This window comes from Streptomyces sp. Root1304, from assembly GCF_001426405.1.
Taxonomy (GTDB): Bacteria; Actinomycetota; Actinomycetes; order Streptomycetales; family Streptomycetaceae; genus Streptomyces.
This window is the reverse complement of the sequence record NZ_LMEP01000012.1, coordinates 431743-453883: the sequence shown is the minus strand read 5'-3', so window position 1 is coordinate 453883 and position 22141 is coordinate 431743. Positions and strand designations below refer to the sequence as shown.

Annotated in this window: 16 protein-coding genes; 1 reads left to right on the top strand and 15 read right to left on the bottom strand. The window is 72.7% G+C overall.

Going from position 1 to position 22141, the window contains the following annotated elements; all coding sequences use genetic code 11:
- Window positions 1-16 precede the first annotated feature (16 nt).
- The 7 genes from ASD33_RS14900 to ASD33_RS14870 form a co-directional block, all read right to left on the bottom strand.
- Entirely contained in the window at window positions 17-1105 is a 1089-nt protein-coding gene (locus ASD33_RS14900; RefSeq protein WP_056558998.1) for a hypothetical protein, read from the bottom strand.
- Window positions 1106-1202: 97 nt separating this feature from the next.
- Complete coding sequence (locus tag ASD33_RS14895; RefSeq protein WP_056558994.1) at window positions 1203-1763, bottom strand: hypothetical protein; 561 nt, start codon at window positions 1761-1763, stop codon at window positions 1203-1205.
- A gap of 77 nt (window positions 1764-1840) precedes the next feature.
- Window positions 1841-3124, bottom strand: a complete 1284-nt coding sequence (locus ASD33_RS14890) for a glutamate-5-semialdehyde dehydrogenase (protein ID WP_056558992.1) — start codon at window positions 3122-3124, stop codon at window positions 1841-1843.
- A gap of 64 nt (window positions 3125-3188) precedes the next feature.
- Window positions 3189-3710: a hypothetical protein gene (locus ASD33_RS14885; protein WP_056558989.1), complete on the bottom strand. Its 522-nt coding sequence runs from the start codon at window positions 3708-3710 to the stop codon at window positions 3189-3191.
- A gap of 155 nt (window positions 3711-3865) precedes the next feature.
- The gene (gene proB / locus ASD33_RS14880) at window positions 3866-4969 is read right to left on the bottom strand and encodes a glutamate 5-kinase (RefSeq protein ID WP_056561396.1); all 1104 of its coding nucleotides are present in this window, start codon (window positions 4967-4969) and stop codon (window positions 3866-3868) included.
- A 133-nt stretch (window positions 4970-5102) separates the two neighbouring features.
- Window positions 5103-5570, bottom strand: a complete 468-nt coding sequence (locus tag ASD33_RS14875; protein WP_056558986.1) for a GtrA family protein — start codon at window positions 5568-5570, stop codon at window positions 5103-5105.
- Window positions 5570-6565, bottom strand: coding sequence for a glycosyltransferase family 2 protein (locus ASD33_RS14870; protein ID WP_056558982.1), 996 nt, complete (start codon window positions 6563-6565; stop codon window positions 5570-5572). The genes ASD33_RS14875 and ASD33_RS14870 overlap by 1 nt, the downstream gene beginning before the upstream one ends.
- A gap of 230 nt (window positions 6566-6795) precedes the next feature.
- On the opposite strand from ASD33_RS14870, the gene ASD33_RS14865 reads away from it, so the two are divergent.
- Complete coding sequence (locus ASD33_RS14865; protein ID WP_056558979.1) at window positions 6796-8373, top strand: hypothetical protein; 1578 nt, start codon at window positions 6796-6798, stop codon at window positions 8371-8373.
- 121 nt (window positions 8374-8494) lie between these two features.
- Here ASD33_RS14865 and galE read toward each other — a convergent pair whose 3' ends face one another.
- The 8 genes from galE to ASD33_RS14825 form a co-directional block, all read right to left on the bottom strand.
- Complete coding sequence (galE, locus tag ASD33_RS14860; protein WP_056558976.1) at window positions 8495-9487, bottom strand: UDP-glucose 4-epimerase GalE; 993 nt, start codon at window positions 9485-9487, stop codon at window positions 8495-8497.
- Between the two features lie 130 nt (window positions 9488-9617).
- Entirely contained in the window at window positions 9618-10772 is a 1155-nt protein-coding gene (locus ASD33_RS14855; RefSeq protein WP_056558973.1) for a glycosyltransferase, read from the bottom strand.
- Window positions 10765-13548 carry a CDP-glycerol glycerophosphotransferase family protein gene (locus tag ASD33_RS14850; RefSeq protein ID WP_056558970.1) on the bottom strand — a complete coding sequence of 928 codons (2784 nt, stop codon included), beginning with the start codon at window positions 13546-13548 and terminating at the stop codon, window positions 10765-10767. Before ASD33_RS14850 ends, ASD33_RS14855 begins: the two co-directional genes overlap by 8 nt.
- A 208-nt stretch (window positions 13549-13756) precedes the next feature.
- A complete protein-coding gene (locus ASD33_RS14845) occupies window positions 13757-15394 on the bottom strand; it encodes a glycosyltransferase (RefSeq protein WP_079044780.1) in 1638 nt (545 codons plus the stop codon).
- 578 nt (window positions 15395-15972) lie between these two features.
- Window positions 15973-17412, bottom strand: coding sequence for a GTPase ObgE (gene obgE, locus ASD33_RS14840; RefSeq protein WP_056558964.1), 1440 nt, complete (start codon window positions 17410-17412; stop codon window positions 15973-15975).
- A gap of 105 nt (window positions 17413-17517) precedes the next feature.
- Entirely contained in the window at window positions 17518-17772 is a 255-nt protein-coding gene (gene rpmA / locus ASD33_RS14835) for a 50S ribosomal protein L27 (protein WP_056558961.1), read from the bottom strand.
- A gap of 13 nt (window positions 17773-17785) precedes the next feature.
- Complete coding sequence (gene rplU, locus ASD33_RS14830; RefSeq protein WP_056558958.1) at window positions 17786-18106, bottom strand: 50S ribosomal protein L21; 321 nt, start codon at window positions 18104-18106, stop codon at window positions 17786-17788.
- A gap of 242 nt (window positions 18107-18348) precedes the next feature.
- Window positions 18349-22119 carry an Rne/Rng family ribonuclease gene (locus ASD33_RS14825; RefSeq protein ID WP_056558955.1) on the bottom strand — a complete coding sequence of 1257 codons (3771 nt, stop codon included), beginning with the start codon at window positions 22117-22119 and terminating at the stop codon, window positions 18349-18351.
- Window positions 22120-22141: the final 22 nt, after the last annotated feature.

Genomic DNA, 22141 nt, shown 5'->3' with positions numbered 1-22141 from the left:
GCGGCGCCGGCCCGGGCTAGGGCGAGGGCTGGGCGCTCGGGGCCAGGGCTCCGCAGAGGGACGGGGCGGCGGGGCGGGCCGTGGCGTACGGGTCGGTGAGCGCCGGTCCGTCGCCCGGCCCGGGGGCCCGCGCGCCCGCCAGGAGCGGCTTCAGGGCGCCGGTGGTGTCCGCGCCGCACGCCTGGGGTCCCGCCTCGACGGTGCTGGTCAGCAGCTCGGCCCGGTGCATGCGCAGGTCCTCGCGGTCGAAGCGGAAGTGCACCACGCGATGGACGGTGAAGAGGGACGCCGCCGCGACCGGCCCCGGGCCGTGGGCGGCCGGGCGCAGGGCGTAGGTGTACGTGTGGTCCGCGGTGACGTCCAGGGTGTCGGGGCCGGTCTCCTCGAAGCGGAGGGTGCCCTGGACGCGTGCGGCGGGATCCGCGAGGACGACCTGCCGCGGGTCGAAGCGGATCAGCCAGGCGGCGAGGGCGTGCCGGCCGTCGTCCGCCGGTGCCTGGACGCTCCGGTCGAACTGGTCCAGCTGGTCCGGGTCGAGCAGCAGGCGCGGGGGCCGCACGGTCGTCCCGGACAGGACGTCGGGGTCCAGCGCGGAGGCCACGAGGTAGTCCTTGGCGATGCCGAGGGCCGCGCCGACCTGGCTCTCGGCGAAGTGGGTGGTGCTGCCGGGGACGGGCAGGCCGATGCCGGCGGCGCCCGTGCGGTACGCGGCGGCGGGGCTGTGGTCGAAGAGCCGCTCGGGCACACCGCCCGGGACCGGGCCCCGGGGGGCGAGCGGCACCACGGTGGTCCGCAGCGGCTCGGCCCGCTGGTCGACGGGAGGCTGGTACGGGTTGCGGACGCCCAGGTAGATGGCGGTTCCGAAGGCGAGGAGGATCAGCAGGACCAGCATGAGGGCCTGGCGGGAGCCGCTTCTGCGCTCCCAGGCGGAGGCCCGGCTGCGGACGGCCTGTGCGTGCTCGCCCATCCGCTCGCTGGCGGAGAACTCCTGGAGGCGGGCAGCGCGGACGAACGCCTCGTCGAAGACGACGGATCGGTACTCGTCCTCACCACCGCCGGGGAACCCCTCGGGCGTCCCCTCAGGCGGGTCGCCACGGCCTGCCATACCTTCAGGGTAGGTCCGCGGGGGCTTCCGTAAACGCCCGGCTTCGCGACAAGTTCGGAAGAATTCCCCCGTCAGGGTGCGTGGGGGTGACGGACCGCTACCCGGGGGACGCGGACCGCAGCGCGGGAGCCTGGGCGGCGGGCGCCGCCGGATGGGGCTGGGGCGTGTCGACGCCTGTGGTGGCCGGCGGCGGGACCTGGTCCTGCCGGTTGGCGGCCGCGCCCCGGTAGACGGCGCTGAAGGCGAGGGCGACCATGCCGACGCCCATGACGAGGGCGAGCAGCCAGGCGACGGGCCGGTGCCAGCGAGCGCTGCCCCGGTAGGGGCGCAGGGCGCCTCCGTGGCGGCCGTAGGGGCTGGCGTCGTCGCCCACGTCGTCGGGCTCGTAGGTGAGGTCGGAGGTGTCGTGGAAGTCCCCGTAGGGGTCGTCGTCGACGGGGCCGGCACCGGCGCGGGCGCGGGCCGCCTCGGCCTCGGCACGGGCCTGGGCGGCGGCGAGCAGCCGCTCGACCGCGGTCGGCTCGTGCACCGTCGCGGCCCGTACGAATTCCTCGTCGAACACCACGTCGGCGTAGACCTCGTCGGCGCCTCCGCGGTCGACAGAGTCCTCAGGGTCCCCGCCGTTCTGGAACGGCGTGCCCCCCACGTCGTCCGGCACGGATTCAGAGTAGACCCGCGAGGTGGTTTTGGGCAGGGAGAGTGCGAAGCCTCCCCGCCCGTACCGAAAGGAGGTGATTACCGCACGTGACCGTCACCGGTGACGATGTACTTGGTCGAGGTGAGCTCCGGAAGGCCCATGGGGCCCCGGGCGTGCAGCTTCTGGGTGGAGATGCCGATCTCCGCGCCGAAGCCGAACTGTCCGCCGTCCGTGAAGCGGGTGGAGGCGTTCACGGCGACCGTGGTCGAGTCGACCAGCTGGGTGAAACGGCGGGCCGCGGCCTGCGAGGTGGTGACGATCGCCTCGGTGTGGCCGGAGGACCACATCCGGATGTGCTCGACGGCCTTGTCGAGGGATTCGACGACGGCGGCGGCGATGTCGTACGAGAGGTACTCGGTCTCCCAGTCCTCGGCGGTGGCCGGGACGACGGTGGCCTTGGATCCCTCGGCGAGGGCGAGAACCCGCTCGTCGCCGTGGACGGTGACGCCGGCCTCCGCGAGGGCTTCGAGGGCCCTGGGCAGGAAGGCCTCGGCGACGTCCCGGTGGACGAGGAGGGTCTCGGCGGCGTTGCAGACGCTGACCCGGTGGGCCTTGGAGTTGATGAGGATGTCGACGGCCATGTCGAGGTCGGTCTCCGCGTCGACGTAGACGTGGCAGTTGCCGGTGCCGGTCTCGATGACGGGGACGGTGGACTCCTCGACCACCGTCCGGATCAGGGAGGCGCCGCCGCGCGGGATGAGGACGTCGACGAGGCCGCGGGCGCGCATCAGCTCGCGGACCGATTCCCGGGACTCGCCGGGGACCAGCTGGATGGCGTCGGCGGGGAGGCCGGCGCCGCCGACGGCGTCGCGCAGCACCTTCACCAGGGCGGTGTTGGAGGCGTACGCGGAGGACGAACCGCGGAGCAGGACGGCGTTGCCGGACTTGAGGCAGAGGGCGGCGGCGTCGACGGTGACGTTGGGGCGGGCCTCGTAGATGATGCCGACGACGCCGAGCGGGACGCGGACCTGGCGCAGGTCGATGCCGTTGGGGAGGGTGGAGCCCCGGACGACCTCGCCGACGGGGTCGGGCAGGGCGGCCACGTGACGGACGTCGGCGGCGATGGCCCGGACGCGCTCGGGGGTGAGGGTGAGCCGGTCGATGACGGACTCGCTGGTGCCTGCCTCGCGGGCCTTGGCGATGTCCTCGGCGTTGGCCTCGACGATCTCGGCGGTACGGACTTCCAGGGCGTCCGCGACGGCCAGCAGGGCGTCGTCCTTCGCCGCGCGCGGGAGTGGCGCGATTTCGGCGGCGGCGCCACGGGCCCGGTAGGCGGCCCGGGTGACCGGGGACAGGTTGTCGAGGGGCGTGAGCGAGGTCATGCCCGCAGGGTACTGGCACCCCTGCGGACATCCCTCACGTATCCCGCACTCCGAGACGTGCCGCTCAGTACGGGTGGACGCCGACCGGCGCCGCCGGCGGTGGGCCGTAGCCCTCCGCGATGCGCTGGTGGTAGGTCTCGCGGTCGATGACCTCCAGGCCGACGATCTCCCACGGCGGCAGCTTCGAGGTCTGCCGGTGCTCGCCCCACAGGCGCAGGGCGACGGCCGCCGCGTCGTGCAGGTCGCGGGCCTCCTCCCAGTACCGGATCTCGGCGTGGTCGTTGGCATAGCGGCTGGTCAGCAGGAAGGGGTGGTCATGGGCCAGTTGTTCCAGCCCGCGTCGTACCTCCTTCAGCGGTGACTCCATTCCCGACACACTGAGGGTGATGTGCCACAGCTTGGACTCGGGCTGTTCCTTGGCCCGTGCCTCGCGTGCCTCCCGCACCTCGCGTGTCTCCGTGCTGGGTTCGGTCTTCCTGTTCTCGGACCCGTCCCGTGCCTCGTCGAAGTCGGCTCCGGCCTCGACACTGGTCAGGGCGCGTTCGGCAGTCCCGCGGGGCGGTGCCCCAGGGCGCGCTCGTCTCACCGGCGGCCTCCTGTGTGATGCGTGTGGTGCTGTACCCCGCCTTGCTCTTACCCCCGAGACAAAGTTGACCAGTCCGAGGCGGCACTTGGGGCGGTTTTGGTAAACGTCCCTTCCGGATGGCCGCACTTTCAGCCGTTTCGGGTGGGGCGCGGGGGTCAGCCGATGACGACCAGGTCGTCGCGGTGGACGACCTCGCGCTCGTATTCGGGCCCGAGTTCCTTCGCGAGGGCGTGGGTGGAGCGCCCGAGCATCCGGGGTAGTTCCTTGGCGTCGAAGTTGACGAGGCCGCGGGCGACGGCCCGGCCGGTGGTGTCGCGCAGCTCGACGGGGTCACCGGCCACGAAGTCGCCCTCGACCGTCGCGACACCGGCGGCGAGCAGGGACTTCTTGCCCTCGACGACGGCGCGTACGGCTCCGTCGTCGAGGGTGAGGGAGCCCTGCGGGGTGGAGGCGTGGGCGAGCCAGAGGAGCCGGTCGGCGGAGCGGCGGCCGGTGCGGTGGAAGTACGTACCGGTGTCGCGGCCGGTGAGGGCGTCGGCGGCGCGGCTGGCGGAGGTGAGGACGACGGGGATGCCGGCGGCGGCGGCGATGCGGGCGGCCTCGACCTTGGTGACCATGCCGCCGGTGCCGACCCCGGCCTTGCCGGCCGAGCCGATCTCGACGTGGGCGATGTCCGCGGCGCCGGCGACCTCCGCGATCCTCGACGTGCCGGGCTTGGCGGGGTCGCCGTCGTAGAGGCCGTCGACGTCGGAGAGCAGGACGAGCAGGTCGGCGCGGACCAGGTGGGCGACGAGGGCGGCGAGCCGGTCGTTGTCGCCGAAGCGGATCTCGTCGGTGGCGACGGTGTCGTTCTCGTTGACGACGGGCAGGGCGCCCATCGCGAGGAGCTGGTCGAGGGTCCGGTAGGCGTTGCGGTAGTGGGCGCGCCTGCTGGTGTCGTCGGTGGTGAGGAGGACCTGTCCGACGCGAACGCCGTAGCGGGCGAAGGAGGCGGTGTAGCGGGCGACGAGGAGGCCCTGGCCGACGCTCGCGGCGGCCTGCTGGCGGGCCAGGTCCTTGGGGCGGCGGGTGAGGCCGAGGGGTGCGAGCCCGGCGGCGATGGCGCCGGAGGAGACGAGGACGATCTCCTTCTCGCCGCCGCTGCGGACCTTGGCGAGGACGTCGACGAGGGCGTCGACGCGGTCGGCGTCGAGGCCTCCGGAGGCGGTGGTGAGCGAGGAGGAGCCGACCTTGACGACGATCCTGCGGGCCTCCGTCACATACGGTCGCGCCACGTCCGCGCCTGCCGCCACCTGGGTCGTCATCTCCGTCGTCACGTGCGTCGCCACCTGCGTCGTCCTCACTCGGCTGTCCTGCGTGCCGCGCGCTCCCGGGCCGCGGCTGCCAGGCAATCTACGCGAGGCGGGAGGGCTGCCGCTCGTCCGTTTCGCTCCCTGGACCGGAGTCCTCGGCGTCCGCTCCGGCGCCGCGCGGCACCAGGATCCGCTGGGAGATCAGGTACGTGAAGGGGATGGCGACGACGGCGGCGACGAGTGGCGCGATCCGGTCGTCCATTCCGGCCCAGGTGACGAGCGCGTACAGACCGACGCTCTGCACCAGGTAGTTGGTGACGTTGGTGAGCGGGAAGAGGGCGAACTTCTTCCAGGTCGGCCGGGTGCGGTAGGTGAAGTACGTGTTGAGGAAGAAGGAGCCGACCATGCTGAGGAGGAAGGCGAGGGAGTACGCGGCGAAGTACGGCATCCAGGGGTGCAGCAGCAGGTAACACCCGAAGAAGGTCCCGGTGTTGACCCCGCCGACCAGCGCGAAGCGGAATATCTGGGCGAGCCGGCCGCGCCGGGACGCGCCGGCGCCGGCCGCCATCAGCGCTCCCCCTCGGCGGCCACGACGCGGATGCGCTCGGCGGCGGCGCGTTCGGCGGCGCCCCGGCCGAAGGAGCGGTGGGTCTCCCTCACGAGGAAGTGCGGCCGGCGCTTGGTCTCGTAGTAGATGCGGCCGATGTACTCGCCGATCAGCCCCAGCATCACCATCTGCACGCCCCCGAGACCCACGATGATCGCGACCAGGGTGACGTAACCGGGGGCGGTGACGCCCTGGGTGACGGCGGCGGCCGTCACCCAGACGGCGTACAGCGCGGCGAGGCCGCTGAGCATCATCCCGAGCCAGAGGGCGATGCGCAGGGGACGGTTGTTGAAGGAGATCAGCCCGTCCATGCCGTAGTTGATGAGGGAGCTGAACTTCCACTTCGTCTCACCGCCCTCGCGTGCGGCGTTCTGGTAGTCGAAGGTGACGGTGTCGAAGCCGATCCAGGAGAACAGGCCCTTGGAGAAGCGGTTGTACTCGGGGAGCGAGAGCAGGGCGTCGACGGCGGGGCGGGACAGCAGGCGGAAGTCCCCGACGCCGTCGGTGAGTTCCACGTCGACCCAGCGGTTGACGCCCCGGTAGTACATCCGGCTGAGGGCAGAGCGCAGCTTCTTGTCGCCCTCGCGGGTGCGCCGCGCTATGACCTGATCGTGGCCCTGGTGGTGGAGGTCGAGCATCCGCGCCAGGAGCTCCGGCGGATGCTGGAGGTCGGCGTCCATGATGACCACGGCGTCGCCGGTGGACTTGCGCAGCCCGGCGAGCATGGCGGCCTCCTTGCCGAAGTTGCGGCTGAAGGAGGCGTACTGGGTGCGGTGCGGGTGCCGGGCGGCGATCCCGCGGAGCTTGGCCAGCGTTCCGTCGGAGCTGCCGTCGTCGACGTAACAGATCTCGTAGCCGACGGGGAGCGCGTCGAGCACCTGGCGCATGCGCGCGTCGAAGCGCTCGACGACATCTTCCTCGTTGAAGCAGGGGACGACGACGGAAAGCCTGGTCATGGAACGGTCACTCCAGAGGGATGGGCGAGAGTACGTCCTGAGGGACCGCCACCGAACTCTCCTTCGAGCAGCGCGGCCAGGGTACGGAGCGGCGGTGACCGTCCGGCGTCGACCGAGTGACCGACCCCGGTCGGCATGTCGTCCATGCAGCAAAGCATGAAGGGAAGATATTGATATACGTGGCATTTTTACCCTTTTGTCACCCATAGAGCCCCGTGGAGCGATGACCGGTGAGCAGGACGACCCTCTCGGAGCGTGGTGACGGACGGATGCCGGACGACGACGGACGGAACGACCGCGGCCGGGACGAGGACTCCGGGGACGGACTGTGGCGGGCACTCCCCCCGGTGGCGCTCGTCGTCGCCGCCGGCGCCGGGGCGCTGCTCGCGGTCGGCGCCTTCCTCGGGCTCTACGTACGCCCCACCTCGGACGACTGGTGCGCCCTCTGGAAGGTCCGCGACATGGGCGTCCTGGGCATCACCGGGGACTTCTACCGCACCCAGAACGGCCGGGTCACCAACGCGTTCCTGACCGGCCTGCTCTACTCCGACGACATGCGGGGGCCGAAGCTGCTGCCCGCCTTCCTGGTGGTCGCGCTCGGCACGGGGCTGTTCTTCCTCGGCCGGGCGGCGGTGCGCGCGCTGCGCCCGGCGGCGGAACCGGGCGGCGATCCCGTCGCCCCGCCCGTCGTGCCGCTGGTCGCCGCCGCCGCGCTCCTCTCGGCGCTGCTGTTCTTCGCGGGGACCCGCACCTATCAGGTACTCCTCTGGGCGCCGGCGACCATCTCCCACACCCTGCCGAGCGTGATCGGCCTCTGGATGGTCCTCGGCGCCGTCCGCGCCGCGCGCAGCGGCCTGCGGTGGGCGAGGACCGCCGCCGTCGTCTCGGCGCTCCTGGTGGGGACGGCGGTCGGCATGCTCAGCGAACCGTTCACCCTGGTGGCCGGGCTGCTCGCGGTCACCGTCGGCGTGCTCCGTCTGCCCCGGCTCGGCTGGGCCCGGGACCGGTACGTGAGCACCTGGTGCGCGGCGGCCTGCCTCGGCCTCGCCGCCGGCCTGACCCTGCTCTACACCTCCCCCGGCGCCCGGTGGCGGCGCGCCCAGCATCCACAGGAGCCGATGTCGGCAGCGGAGATCGGAGAAACGTTCCACGACTGGTGGCGCCTCTGGCAGACGGTCGGAAGCCAGTGGGCGTATCTGGGGGCGGTCGCCGTCGGCGTGCTCCTCGGCCTGGCGCTGGCCGCCGGAACACCCCGGCCGGCCACCACCGCCCGCCGTGCGTCCGCCGGACTCCCGCCCCGCCGACTGTTCCTGGTGGCGGTGCTGCTCCCGCTGCCGCTGATCGCCCTCGCCTCGCTCGCCGTCGTCCTCGGGCTGCGCAGCGGGTACGGGGACGTCGGCTGGACGTACGGCCGCACCTGGACGAGCTTCCTCCTGCCGCTGCTGCTCGCGCTCTGCGCGTACGGGGCCTGGGGCGGCCACGTCCTCGGCCGGCGCCTGCGGGCGGCCGGGCGGCCCGCCGGACGCGCGGCGACGCTCGTGGCGGCCGGCGCGGTCGCGGTCGGGAGCGCGGCGGCCCTGGTACAGCCTGTGTACACGCTGACGAAGGACACGGTGGTCCGCAGCGTGGCCTGGGACCGGCAGAACACCCGGATCAGGGCGGAGGCGGCGGGCGCCCCGGACGTCGCGTACCGGCCGCTCCTCATCGGCGGCCTCAGCGAACCGCTCTTCGCCTCCTCCTACGCGCGGGACTGGGCGGCGCAGTGCACGGCCACGTACTACCGCGTGAACCGCATCCACCGGCCCTGAGCACACGTGAAGGCGGGGCGCCCCGAACCGGGACGCCCCGCCTTCACGAAGAACCGCGAGAACCGCTGGTACCGCTGGTACCGCTGCGAGCGCTCAGACCTCAGGCCTCAGACCTCCGACCTCAGACGGTCGCGCCGACCGCCCGGTTCGCGCCCCAGCCCTCCCAGGCGGAGGTGATCATGGCGCGGACGTCGTGCTGCGCCTTCCAGCCCAGCTCCGACTCGATGCGCTCCGCCGAGGCGACCACGCGGGCCGGGTCGCCCGGCCGGCGCGGGGTGACCAGGGGCTCGATGCTGTGACCGGTGACCTCGTTGATCAGGTTCACCATCTCGCGCACCGACACGCCCTCGCCGCGCCCGATGTTCAGGGTCAGCGTGGCCGTCTCGCCGGCCTCGCCCGCCGCCGCGAGCGCACGGGCCGCCGCCAGGTGGGCGGAGGCGATGTCGGCGACGTGGATGTAGTCGCGGATGCAGGTGCCGTCCGGCGTCGGGTAGTCGTCGCCGAAGATGCGCGGGGACTCGCCGGCGTCGAGCCGCTCGAAGACCATCGGCACCAGGTTGAAGACACCGGTGTCGGCGAGCTCCGGGGCCGCCGCGCCCGCCACGTTGAAGTACCGCAGGCAGGCGGTGGACAGACCGTGGGCCTGGCCGACGGCGCGCGCCATCCACTCGCCGACGAGCTTGGTCTCGCCGTAGGGGCTGAGCGGCAGACAGGCGGTGTCCTCGGTGACGAGGTCCACGTCGGGCATGCCGTACACGGAGGCGGAGGACGAGAACAGGAAGCTCTTGACGCCGGCCGAGGCCGCCGCGTCGAGGATGGTCTGCAGACCCGTCACGTTCTCGTGGTAGTAGTACAGCGGCTTCTCGACCGACTCGCCGACCTGCTTCTTGCCCGCCAGGTGGACGATGCCCGTGATCTCGTGCTCGCGCAGCACCCGGTCGAGGAACGCGCGGTCGAGGACCGTGCCCTCTTCGAGGACGATGCCGGCCGGGACGCGCGCCGGGTTGCCGGTGCTGAGGTCGTCGACCACGACGACGCGCTCGCCGCCCTCGGTCATTGCTTTGACGACGTGGGAACCGATGTAACCGGCGCCGCCGGTGATGAGCCAGGTCATTCCGACAGTGTAGCCATGCCCCTCGGGGCCCGGCCGGGCCCGCCGGACGCGGAAAGCCCCGCCGGGAGAGGTGTCCCGGCGGGGCTTTCCGTACGTGCGGCCACACGGGTCCGGGGACCCGCGGCACGACCTAGCGCTCGATCTCCTCGAACGCCGCCTCCCACTGGTCCAGCACGTGCGGCAGCGCCAGGTGCGCCACGTGCTCGCGCCCCGCCCTGCCGTACCGCAGGCGCATCTCGTCGTCGTCCATCAGTTCGCCGAGCGCGGCGGCGAGTCCCGGCACGTCGGCCGGCGGCACCAGGGTGCCGGTGACGCCGTCCGCGACGAGCTCGCGGACACCGCCGGAGACGTCGAAGCTCACACACGGCACACCGCACGCGGCGGCCTCGGCCAGCGCCATCGGGCGGCCCTCGCGCTCACTGCTGATCGCGACGACCGACAGCTCGCGGTAGGCGGCGGCCATGTCCTGCGCCGTGCCCCGGAAGACGACCTGCTCGGCGACGCCGAGGTCCTCGGCGCGCATCCGGAGTTCCTCCTCCAGCGGGCCCTCGCCGAAGAGGTGCAGCTCCCAGCCGTCACGGCCCTTGTGGGCCTGCGCGAAGGCCTCGATCATCCGGTCGTACCGCTTGATCGGGTCGAGCCGACCGACCGCGCCGATCTTGCGGGTGTCGAGCGGGGCCAGCTCGTCCGGGTAGAACGGCAGCGGGTTCGGCATGACCCGCACGTTCGGCACGCGCTGGTTGACGAACTCGACCGCGTCGCCCTCGGAGAGCACCAGGGTCTGCTCCAGCTCCGGGTAGTGGCGCCGGATCAGGCCCAGGTTGGCACTGCGCTTCGCCTGCGCGAAGGACTCGTGGTACTGGCCGATGGCCTTGAGGTGACGCCACTTCAGCGGCATGACCCAGTCCACCGCCCACGGCGAACCGAAGACGATGTAGCCGTCCTCGACCTCGGCGAGCTTGCGCTCGAACTCCGCCCGCGCGTTGTCACGGTCGGAGCGCGCCCGCCGGGTGTCGGCGCGCCGGGCCAGGCTGAGCCGGTCGCCGACCGTGCGCACGGGCGGTTTGGGCTCGGACGGGGCCGGGTAGAGCGTCGAGTGCCGGTACGCGCGCGTGGCGTTGTACGGGAAGGGCTCGGGGCTGGGCCGGATGCCGATCAGCTCGACCCGGTGACCCCGCTCCCCCATGCCCTGGGCGAGGGTGTGCAGCACCCGCTGGGATCCACCCATCGAGTCGACGTCGATGCCGACGAAGAACACGTTGCGGACAGGGGAGGCCTCAGTCATGGGTGCCGCCTTCGAAAAAAGCATCGACCACCATCTTGCTGGCGTGGCCGGTCTCGTACGAGCAGAACATTTCCTGGAAGCGCGCGTACCGCTGGGCGTGGCGCTCCTGCGTGCCCTCGAGGTCCCGCACGGCGGCGGCGAGGTCCTCGGTGGTCGTCAGCATCGGACCGGGCGCGATCTCTTCGAGGTCGTAGTACGTGCCGCGGTCGCCGCCCTTGTACGCCTCGTAGTCGTCCGTGTAGAGCAGGATCGGACGGCCCGTGTTGGCGTAGTCGAACATCAGCGACGAGTAGTCCGTGAGGACCGCGTCCGAGGCCAGCATCACGTCGTTGATGTCGGCGTAGGAGGAGCCGTCGCGCAGGAAGTGACCCAGCTCCGGGGTGATGGTGAACCGGTCGTACGGGTGGGTCCGCACGATGATGACCCACTCGTCGGAGAGGTGCGGGGCCAGCGCCTCCAGGTCCACGCGCACCGACTGACCGGTGCGGCGGGCCGCGTCGCGGAAGGTCGGGGCGTAGAGCAGCACCTTCTTGCCGGCCGGGATGCGCAGGGCCTCCCGGACGGCGGCGGCCCTGGTCTGCTGCTCGGGCTCGGCCCAGCGCACGAGCACGTCGTTGCGCGGGTAGCCGGAGCGGATCAGGTCGGCCGAGACCTCGAAGGCCGGGACGAAGGTCCGCTCGAACTCGGCGCTCGGGCAGACCAGCGCGTCCCAGCGGCCGACGGCGGCGCGGAAGCGCCCCTTCTCGATGTCCGAGGCGCCGCGCAGCGACGGCACGTCGAAGCCCATCGCCTTGAACGTCTGGCCGTGCCAGGTCTGCAGGTACCGGGTGCCCTTCGGCTTCGGGTACAGGTACGGCAGGTTGTGCGAGTCCACCCAGTAGGTGGCGCGGGCCAGCGCCCGGCCGTACGCGAAGCTGCCGCGCTTGACGAGGGTGACGTCCTTCGGGAAGGACGAACGGTCGCCGGAGTACGCCCAGACCACGTCGATCGGGAGGTTGCGGCGCTTGAGCTCCTCGTAGATGTAGCGCGGGCTGTCGGCGTAACCGCGGCCCTCCATCGCCTCGAAGACGGCGAGGCTGCGCTTGCGCGGGAGCCTGGACACGGCGTCGTACGCGGTGGCCTTGCCCTCGTTGCCGACGAGGATCTTCCTGACCTTGCCGACCTTGCCCTTGGCCTTGCGGGCGTACGGGCCGAACGGTTCGAGCGACTTCAGGACGCCCGACCGCTCCCAGGTGACCTCCAGACGGCCGGCACCCTTCTGCTCCGCCCTGATGCGGAGGTGGTGGATGCCGAACGTGTGGTACGTCACGGTGGCGCGGAAGTCCGGCTGGTCGTGCCGGGCCAGCAGTATGTCGGTGCGGCGCGAGCCGTCCCGCTCCAGCGCGACGACCGGGTGGCGACGGGTCGCCACGCCGACCTTGCCGACGGGCACCTTGCGCAGGTCCAGTTCGACCGAGGAGGTGTACTCCCCCTCGCCCTCCGGGCGGAGCGTCAGCGGCACCGAGAGCGGCGTCTTGTGCGCGGCCAGCTTCACGGAGGCCACGGTGCCCTCGGTGATGAGACCGGCCGGGTCGTACGTGTGGATCTCCAGGCGCATGACCGGGCCGCGCATCGTCACGGAGGTCAGCTCGTGCCGGATGCGGCCGGTGGCGAGCACCTGGTCGCGCATGTACCACTCGCTGATGTCCAGCTCGGCGCGGCTCGTGTCGTCGGCGGGCGCGACGGCGCCCCAGTACTCGGTGCCGTCGTGCTCGGTCACGGCGCGGGGGGCGATCTGCGGCCGGCCGAGCTGGCGCGCGGCGACCTGGAGGTCGTCGAGGCGGCCGGTGCGCAGCAGGTGGATGCAGATGCGCTCCTCGCGGGAGAGCCGGGCGTAGGTCTCGTCGGAGATCTCGTCCAGGTACGGGTTCACCACTTCGGCGAACTCGGCGATCCACTCCAGGTCGCGGAACGGCAGGTCGCCCAGGTACAGGCGGAAGTCGTGGCGGAGGAACTTGTAGTCCTTCTCCGCGCGCAGCTCCCCGCGGCCCTGCTCCTCGAACCAGGCGTCGATGAGCCGGGCCACGCCGATGCGGTCCGCGACGTTCTGGATCTTGTGCCGGCTGGAGGAGATCGAGACGCTCTCCGGGGCGAGCCGCCAGGTGTAGACCGACCACGGGGCGACGGCGAAGGACTCCGCGAGCGTGAAGGCCTGCGCGGAGAACAGCTGGTCCTCGTAGTGGATGCCCTCGGGGAAGGTCAGGGCGTTGTCCCGGATGAAGCCGGTCCGGTAGAGCTTGTTCGTCGACAGGTGGTCGAAGAAGTACTCGGGGCGCTCGGCGATGCCGTTGACGACCCGCTTCTCGGTGAAGAGGTGCGGGTACCAGAGGCCGGTGGTGTTCGTCTCCTCGAAGAGACGGGTCACCTCGCCGGTGACGAAGTCGACCCCGGTCTCCTCGGCGACGAGGAGCAGGCTCTTGCAGGCGTGGCGGGGCAGCTCGTCGTCACTGTCCAGGAACATGACGTACGGGGCGCGGGCGACCGCGATGCCGCGGTTGCGGGGGGCGCTGCAGCCGCCGCTGTTCTGCTCCAGACGCACGTAGCGCACGCGCGGGTCGGAAGCTTCCAGAGAACGCGCGACGCGCTCGGTGCCATCGGTCGAACAGTCGTCGGCGATGATCACTTCGAGGTTGTTCAGGGTCTGGTCGAGCACCGACCGGACCGCTCGCGGGAGCCGTTCCTCATCGTTGTAGACGATGATGACGACGCTCACATCAGGGACGTCGCTAGTCGGCATCCAAGTCCTCTCACAAGTGCGGGGCGGCAACGTCTGGCACGCGTCCCGGCCGGCGGCGGCGCTGCCTGCGCCACGGTCGATGGCGCACTACGGCCTTCAAAGGTGGGGGTGCCGCCACATCGTCGCGATGAGCGCCACCCGGCGACCGGAAAGACTACCCGGCGGGAGGAATTGTTCCATACGCGCTCTCCCGCACATTCGGTGATGTTCACCGCATGGCAAACAGCCTCTTGAAGCGGCCCGACATGACCTGACGGGCGCCCACCGCGCCTCCCGCGAAGCGGAGCACGAGGCCCCGCCGCGCCGAGGCGACGACCTGGACGAGCAGCACCCGGCCGAGCCGGCCGAGGACCATGCCGCGCCGGCCCACGAAGCCCTGCGGGGCCCTGACCTCGGCGGTTCCGGTCGAACCGTCCGCGTAGCGCAGCTCGGCGCGGAGCGACCAGGCGGCGAGCCGGCCCGCGCGCAGCAGCTTCGAGGTCGGCAGCGTCACGGTGGCCGTCCAGCCCTCGTCCGCGGGGAGCAGCGGCGCCTCGGCCGCCACCTCGTCGGCGGAGACCCGCTCGGCGAACGACACGCCGAGGGAGACGGGGCCGAGTGCGGCGACACGCCCGTAGAGGTCGTGCACGGTCAGGGTCAGCCGCGTCGACGCGCCGACGGTCACCTCGCCGTCCACGGCAACCGGCAGCTCCTCGGGCCCGAGCTCCGCGAGACCCTCCAGGGGTACGTCGGCTGGGGCGGCGGCCAGCACCGGGGTGCCGTCCTCGGCGCGCGGGTACGGCGGTACGAGCCGGGGCCTGGGCGCGGCCAGCTCGACGAGCCGGGTCAGCTCCCGGCCCTCCGGTACGGCCGCCAGGGCGGAGAAGGCGGCGTGCAGCCAGCGGGAGGGCGCCTCGGCATCGGCGACCGCGGCGGCCTCGAACCCGGCCAGGTGGGCGCGGGTGACCGTCCACCAGCCGGCCCGGTACTCGGCGGTGCGCTGCGGCAGCTCGCGCAGGTACATGGGGAGGTCGTAGTCGAGGAACTTCGTCTGCGCGGCGCGGGCGAGCGCGGGCCGGTCGGCGGTGCGGAACACGTCGAGGACGGCGGCGTGCGCGGCGAGCCGGTGCTCCCAGTTGGCGAGGGAGGCGCGGCGCAGCGAGATCGACAGGGTCGCGGCCTGCCGGCGCACGTGCCAGACGTAGACGGGCACGTCGGTGACGGCAAGGCGGGGGTGGGCGGCCTGGACGCGGGCGCTGTAGACGAAGTCCTCGTAGTGGAAGGCGCCGTCGGGGAAGCGGATGGCGTGCCGGTCGAGGAAGTCGCGGCGGTAGAGCTTGTTCACCGAGAGGGTGTCGAGGAGGAACTCGGGGTGCTCCTCGACGCCGTCGAGGACGGTGCCGGGGAGCGTGGCGCCCTGCGACACGTCGTACAGCGAGGGCGCCCAGACGGTCTCGCGGCCCTCGGGAAGCTCGCGGCGCACGCAGACACCGGCGGCGACGTCCGCGCGCTGCTCTGCGGCGACGGCGAGCAGCCCGTCGACGGCGCCGGGCAGGAGCAGGTCGTCGCTGTCGAGGAACAGGACGTAGGGGTGGACGGCGGCGGCGATGCCGTCGTTGCGGGGGGTGCCGCAGCCGCCGCTGTTCTCGGTCCGCAGCAGCGGCCGCACGCGCGGCTCGGCGGCGAACCCGGCGAGCACCTCGGGGGTGGTGTCCCCGGAGGCGTCGTCGACGACGATCACCTCACCGACGGCGTCCCCCTGCGCGAGAGCGGAACGCACGGCGTCACCGACGTGCGCGGCGTCGTTGTACGCGATGACGACGACACTGACACACGCGGGGCCCAACGGCCGGAAACTCTCACTCACCCGAGAATCCTACGTGCCCCCACCGCCCCCGAACGGCGGAAGGGGGCCGGACCAACGGCCCGACCCCCGAAGTCACCAGGGCCGACGGAACCCGTCGCCCCCGGACCCGCTAGAACGGGTCGAACTCGTCGTACTCGCGCTGGGCGTCGTCGCGCTCCGCGTCGCGGTCGCGGACCCGCTAGAACGGGTCGAACTCGTCGTACTCGCGCTGGGCGTCGTCGCGCTCCGCGTCGCGGTCGCGGCGGCGCTGGGCTGCCGGGCGGGGGGCCTCCAGGCGGTGGGCAGAACCTCCACCCGCCCCCCTCGCACGGCTCGGCCCCGGAGGGCCTCACCGGCTTCGGACGGCCGCGCCGGACTCCGCCCGGCGTCCCGGCGCACCGCCCCGAACAACCGAAGGGGGCCGGACCAATGGCCCGACCCCCTTCGAAGTCGCCAGGGCCGACGGAACCCGTCGCCCCCGGACCCGCTAGAACGGGTCGAACTCGTCGTACTCGCGCTGGGCGTCGTCGCGCTCCGCGTCGCGGTCGCGGCGGCGCTGGGCTGCCGGGCGGGGGGCCTCCAGGCGGTGGNCGGACCCGCTAGAACGGGTCGAACTCGTCGTACTCGCGCTGGGCGTCGTCGCGCTCCGCGTCGCGGTCGCGGCGGCGCTGGGCTGCCGGGCGGGGGGCCTCCAGGCGGTGGTCCTCGCCTCGGCGGCCGAGCATCTCCGCGCCCGCCATCATCGAGGGCTCCCAGTCGAAGACGACCGCGTTCTCCTCGGTGCCGATCGCGACGCCGTCGCCCGCGCGGGCGCCCGCCTTCATCAGGCGGTCCTCGACGCCGAGGCGGTTGAGGCGGTCGGCCAGGTAGCCGACGGCCTCGTCGTTGTTGAAGTCCGTCTGGCGGACCCAGCGCTCCGGCTTCTCGCCGCGCACCCGGTACACGTCCTCGGCCTCGTCGTACGTGACCGTGAAGCCCGCGTCGTCGACGGCCTTCGGGCGGATGACGATCCGGGTCGCCTCCTCCTGCGGCTTGGCCGCACGGGACTCCGCGACGATGCCGGCGAGGGCGAAGGAGAGCTCCTTGAGGCCGAGCCGCGCGACGGCGGAGACCTCGAACACCTGGTAGCCGCGCTCCTCCAGGTCCGGGCGGATCATGTCCGCGAGGTCCTGGCCGTCGGGGATGTCGACCTTGTTGAGGACGACGATGCGGGGCCGGTCCTCAAGGCCGCCGTACTGCCGCAGCTCCTCCTCGATGATGTCGAGGTCGGTGACCGGGTCGCGGTCCGATTCGAGGGTCGCGGTGTCCAGGACGTGGACGAGGACCGAGCAGCGCTCCACGTGGCGGAGGAACTCCAGGCCCAGACCGCGGCCCTGGCTGGCGCCCGGGATCAGGCCCGGCACGTCGGCGATCGTGTAGACGGTCGAACCGGCCGTGACGACGCCCAGGTTCGGGACGAGCGTGGTGAAGGGGTAGTCCGCGATCTTCGGCTTGGCGGCCGAGAGCACCGAGATCAGCGAGGACTTGCCGGCGCTCGGGTAGCCGACGAGCGCCACGTCGGCGACGGTCTTGAGCTCCAGGACGACGTCCCGCGCCTCACCGGGCTCGCCGAGCAGCGCGAAGCCGGGGGCCTTGCGGCGCGCGGAGGACAGCGCCGCGTTGCCGAGGCCGCCGCGGCCGCCCTGGCCCGCGACGAACGTGGTGCCCTGGCCGACCAGGTCCGCGAGGACGTTGCCGTCCTTGTCGAGGACGACGGTGCCGTCGGGCACGGGCAGGACGAGGTCCTGGCCGTCCTTGCCGGAGCGGTTGTCACCGGCACCGGGCTGACCGTTGGTCGCCTTGCGGTGCGGCGAGTGGTGGTAGTCGAGGAGCGTGGTGACCGCCTGGTCGACGACCAGGGTCACATCGCCGCCACGGCCGCCGTTGCCGCCGTCGGGTCCGCCGAGCGGCTTGAACTTCTCCCGGTGAACGGAGGCGCAGCCGTGGCCTCCGTTACCCGCGGCGACATGCAGCTCGACGCGGTCCACGAAGGTGGTCATGGTTGTGCCTCCATCTATTACGTACGGAATGTCTATCTAGTAACACGCGAAAGGCGGACCCGCTTCCCGTGAGGGAAGTGAGGCCCGCCTCCGCAAAAGAACCGATCAGGCGACCGGAACGATGTTCACGACCTTGCGGCCACGGTGGGTGCCGAACTGCACCGAACCGGCCTGCAGGGCGAACAGCGTGTCGTCGCCGCCACGGCCCACGCCGGAGCCCGGGTGGAAGTGCGTGCCACGCTGGCGGATGAGGATCTCACCGGCGTTGACGAGCTGACCGCCGAAGCGCTTCACGCCGAGCCGCTGGGCATTCGAGTCGCGCCCGTTACGGGTGGACGATGCGCCCTTCTTGTGTGCCATGTCTCAGTCCCTCTTACTTCGCAGCCGCGGGGATACCGGTGACCTTGATCGCCGTGTACTGCTGGCGGTGACCCTGGCGACGGCGGTAGCCGGTCTTGTTCTTGTAGCGCAGGATGTCGATCTTGGCACCCTTGTGGTGGTCCACGATCTCGGCCTGGACCTTGATCCCGGCCAGCACCCACGGGTCGCTGGTGACGGCGTCGCCGTCGACCACGAGCAGGGTCGAGAGCTCGACCGTGTCGCCGACCTTGGCCGTGGGAATCTTGTCAACCTCAACGATGTCGCCGACAGCAACCTTGTGCTGGCGACCACCGCTGCGCACGATGGCGTACACGCGGATCTCTCTCTCACTCGGGATCGAAACCTCTGAAGCCAGCCGCTCACACGGACCCGAGGGCCCGCGGCGTTCCGGAATCGGACGAGCGGCCTCTCCCGACGGGCGGGAGGGAGGTGCTCAGAGGCGCGGCATGTCGATCGACACGCCGACGGTCTAGGTTACGGGCGGCGCCCTCGGAGGGTCAAATTCGCCCGTGCGGTACGGGCCGCCCCCGGTCGGGAGCGGCCCGTACCCGCCGGTCAGTCCTGGGCCGGAGCGGCGGTCTTCTCCGCCGCCTTCTTGGCCGGGGCCTTCTTGGCGGTGGTCTTCTTCGCCGCGGTCTTCTTGGTCGCCGCCGTCTTCTTGGTGGCGGCCTTCTTGGCCGTGGCCTTCTTCGCCGCGGTCTTGCGCGCCGCCGTCTTCTTGACGGGGGCGGGCTCGGCCTCGGCGGCCGGCTCGGCCTCCGCGGGGGCCTCGGCCGGGGCCGCGGTCACCACGACCACGGCCGCCTCCTCGGCGCCCGAGGGCGAACCGGCGGGCGCGGTGGCCTTGCGGACCACCCGGCGGCGGGCACGCGGCGGGGCGGCCACGGGGGCCTCCTCGACGACGGGCTCGGCCACCGGCGCCACGACGGGCTCCGGGGCGGTCTCGGCGACCGGCTCGGCGACCGGCTCCACCACGACCGGCTCGGCGGCCGGCTCCGTGGTCGAGACGACCGGGGAGGTCGCCCGGCGGGTGGCACGGCGACGGCCGCGCGGGGCCGGGGCCGCGGTCTCCTCGGCGACGGGCTCCGCCACCGGCTCGACGACGGGCTCGGGCGCCACGGCCTGCTCGACGACCGGCTCCGGCGCCACGACGGGCTCCGGCTTCGGCTCGAACTCCACGGCCTCGGTCTCCACGACCGGCCGCGGGGCGACCGGCGCGGACACCCGGCGGGTGGCGCGACGGCGGCCGCGGCCGCGCGTGGCGGCGGCCTCCGCCTCGGCGATGGAGCCGTACAGCTCCTCGTCCGGGGCGATCGGCTCGGGCAGGGCCACCGGGGCGGCCAGCTCGGCGGCGACCTCGTCCTCGGTCTCGGCCTCGACGGCCTCGGCCTCCGCGGTCTCGGCGTGCTCGTGCTCGTGGACGTGCTCGGCGCCGCCGCGGCGCTTCTTCGCCCGCTTGCCGCCGCCCCCGCCACCGGCGGTGGTCGGCTGCTCCATGTGCACGATGACACCGCGGCCGTTGCAGTGGACGCAGGTCTCGGAGAAGGACTCCAGGAGGCCCTGGCCGACCCGCTTGCGGGTCATCTGCACCAGGCCGAGCGAGGTGACCTCGGCCACCTGGTGCTTGGTCCGGTCGCGGCCCAGGCACTCCAGGAGGCGACGGAGCACCAGGTCGCGGTTGGACTCCAGGACCATGTCGATGAAGTCGATGACGACGATGCCGCCGAGGTCGCGCAGCCGCAGCTGGCGCACGATCTCCTCGGCCGCTTCGAGGTTGTTCCTCGTCACGGTCTCTTCGAGGTTGCCGCCCTGGCCGGTGAACTTGCCGGTGTTGACGTCGACGACGATCATCGCCTCGGTCTTGTCGATCACCAGCGAGCCGCCGCTCGGCAGCCAGACCTTGCGGTCCAGCGCCTTCATGAGCTGCTCGTCGATCCGGTACGTCGCGAAGACGTCGACCTCGCTCGTCCACTTGGACAGACGGTCGGTGAGGTCCGGGGCGACGTGGTGGACGTAGCCGTGGATGGTCTCCCACGCCTCGTCACCGCTGACGATGACCTTGGAGAAGTCCTCGTTGAAGATGTCGCGGACGACCCGGACGGTCATGTCCGGCTCGCCGTAGAGCAGCGTCGGGGCGTTGCCGCTCTTCGCCTTCTTCTGGATGTCCTCCCACTGCGCCTGCAGTCGCTCGACGTCGCGGCGCAGCTCGTCCTCGCTCGCGCCCTCGGCGGCGGTGCGCACGATGACGCCCGCGTCCTCGGGGACGATCTTCTTGAGGATGGTCTTGAGACGGGCCCGCTCGGTGTCCGGGAGCTTGCGGCTGATGCCGGTCATCGAGCCCTCGGGCACGTACACGAGGTAGCGGCCGGGCAGCGAGACCTGGCTGGTCAGGCGGGCGCCCTTGTGACCGATCGGGTCCTTCGTCACCTGGACGAGGACCGACTGGCCGGACTTGAGGGCGGACTCGATGCGGCGCGGGCCGTGGCCCATGCCGAGCGCCTCGAAGTTGACCTCACCGGCGTACAGGACGGCGTTGCGGCCCTTGCCGATGTCGACGAAGGCGGCCTCCATGGACGGCAGGACGTTCTGGACCTTGCCCAGGTAGACGTTGCCGACGTACGAGGTGGCCTGCTCCTTGTTGACGTAGTGCTCGACGAGCACGTTGTCTTCCAGGACGCCGATCTGGGTGCGCTCGCCGTTCTGGCGGACGACCATGACGCGCTCGACGGCCTCGCGGCGGGCCAGGAACTCGGCCTCGGTGATGATCGGGACGCGGCGGCGGCCCTGCTCGCGGCCTTCGCGGCGACGCTGCTTCTTGGCCTCCAGGCGGGTCGAGCCCTTGATGGACTGGACCTCGTCGGCGCCGGTGCCGGGCTCGGCCTTCTCACGGGCCGGGCGGGGCTCGCGGACCTTGACGACCGTACGGACGCCGTCCTCGGCGTCGGCCTCGGCGTCGGCGGAGGCGTCCCCGCTGCGACGGCGGCGACGACGGCGACGGCGGGAGCTGCTGGAGCCGCCGGCGTAGCCCTCGGCCTCGTCCTGCTCCTCCTCGCCCTCCTCGGACTCGTCGGTCTCGTCCTCGGCGTGCGGCTCCTCGCCCTCCTCGGCCTCCTCGACCTCGGTGAGCTCGCCGCGACGGCGACGACGGCCGCCACGACGGCGACGGCGGGACGGGCGGTCCTCGTACTCGTCCGCCTCCTCGGCCTCTTCGGCCTCCGCCTCGTCGGCGACGTCCTCGACCTCGGGCTCGTCGGCGACGGTGGCCGGCACGGGCTCGACGGCGACGGGCTCGCCACGGCGGCGACGGCGACGGCGGGAGCCGCCCTCGCGCTCGGCGGGCTCGGGGGTCTCGACGGCCTCGGTCTCGACGGCCTCGATCTCCTCGACCGTCTCCTCCTCGTCCTCCGGCTCCACCGCGACGACGGCGGCGGCCGCGGCGGCGGTCTCCGGGGTCTGGAACATGGGCTCGGCGAAGACCGGGGCCTGGAAGACGGCGACGGCGGGGCGCGCGGCGCGGCGCGTCTCCCGGACCGGGGCCGGCTCGGAGGTGAACTGCGGGGAGGTCGCGCGACGGCGGCCGCGGCCACGGGTGGCGGCGGTCTCGGCGGCGGTGACCTCGGCCTCGTCGGCGGCGATCTGCGCGACGGCGGCGGTGGGCAGCGACTCGCCGGTGGCGACGGCCTCGGCGGCCGGCTCGGGCGAGGTGGCCTGGCGGGTGGCACGGCGGCGGGTACGCGGGGCGGGCGCTGCGGCCTCTTCCACGACCTCGGCCGCGACGGGCTCGGCGACCGGCTCGGCGGCGGCCACGGTCTCCGCGGCCTCCTCGGCGGCGACGGGGCCGGCCGGGGCGGTGGCCTTGCGGGTGGCACGGCGGCGGGTGCGGGCCGGCGGTGCGGCCTCCTCCACGGCCTCGGCCGCGACGGCCTCGACGACCTGCTCGGCGGCGGCCGGGGAGGTCACCGGCGAGGTGGCCTTACGGGTGGCACGGCGGCGCGGGCGGGCCGGGGCGGCCTCGGGGGCCTCCTCGACGGCCGCGGCGGCGACGGTCTCGACGACCGGCTCCGGCGTCGCCTCGGTGGCCGCGGCGGTCTCGACGACCGGTGCGGCGGTCTTGCGGGTGGCGCGGCGGCGGGTGCGCGGCGCGGCGGCCTCGGGCTCCGCCGGGGCGGCCTCGGCGGCCGGGGTCCCGGCGGTCGCCGGGGCCTCGGTCGAATCGGCGGTGGTGCCCGTCACCGGCGGACCGGCGGGGCGGGAAGCGGCACGGCGCCTGCGGCGCGGCGGCAGCTTGTCACCGGGGGCGTTGGTGTCTTCGTTGGACTCGAGCATGCGGGGTTCTCCCGTCACGCTC

Coding starts and splice junctions, on each gene's coding strand:
- ASD33_RS14825 (WP_056558955.1), bottom strand. CDS start 22,119: ATGCTCGAGTCCAACGAAGACACCAACGCCCCCGGTGACAAGCTGCCG.
- ASD33_RS14855 (WP_056558973.1), bottom strand. CDS start 10,772: ATGACTGAGGCCTCCCCTGTCCGCAACGTGTTCTTCGTCGGCATCGAC.
- rpmA (WP_056558961.1), bottom strand. CDS start 17,772: ATGGCACACAAGAAGGGCGCATCGTCCACCCGTAACGGGCGCGACTCG.
- ASD33_RS14890 (WP_056558992.1), bottom strand. CDS start 3,124: ATGACCTCGCTCACGCCCCTCGACAACCTGTCCCCGGTCACCCGGGCC.
- galE (WP_056558976.1), bottom strand. CDS start 9,487: ATGACCTGGCTCATCACCGGCGGCGCCGGTTACATCGGTTCCCACGTC.
- obgE (WP_056558964.1), bottom strand. CDS start 17,412: ATGACCACCTTCGTGGACCGCGTCGAGCTGCATGTCGCCGCGGGTAAC.
- ASD33_RS14850 (WP_056558970.1), bottom strand. CDS start 13,548: ATGCCGACTAGCGACGTCCCTGATGTGAGCGTCGTCATCATCGTCTAC.
- ASD33_RS14875 (WP_056558986.1), bottom strand. CDS start 5,570: ATGGCGGCCGGCGCCGGCGCGTCCCGGCGCGGCCGGCTCGCCCAGATA.
- ASD33_RS14900 (WP_056558998.1), bottom strand. CDS start 1,105: ATGGCAGGCCGTGGCGACCCGCCTGAGGGGACGCCCGAGGGGTTCCCC.
- ASD33_RS14870 (WP_056558982.1), bottom strand. CDS start 6,565: ATGACCAGGCTTTCCGTCGTCGTCCCCTGCTTCAACGAGGAAGATGTC.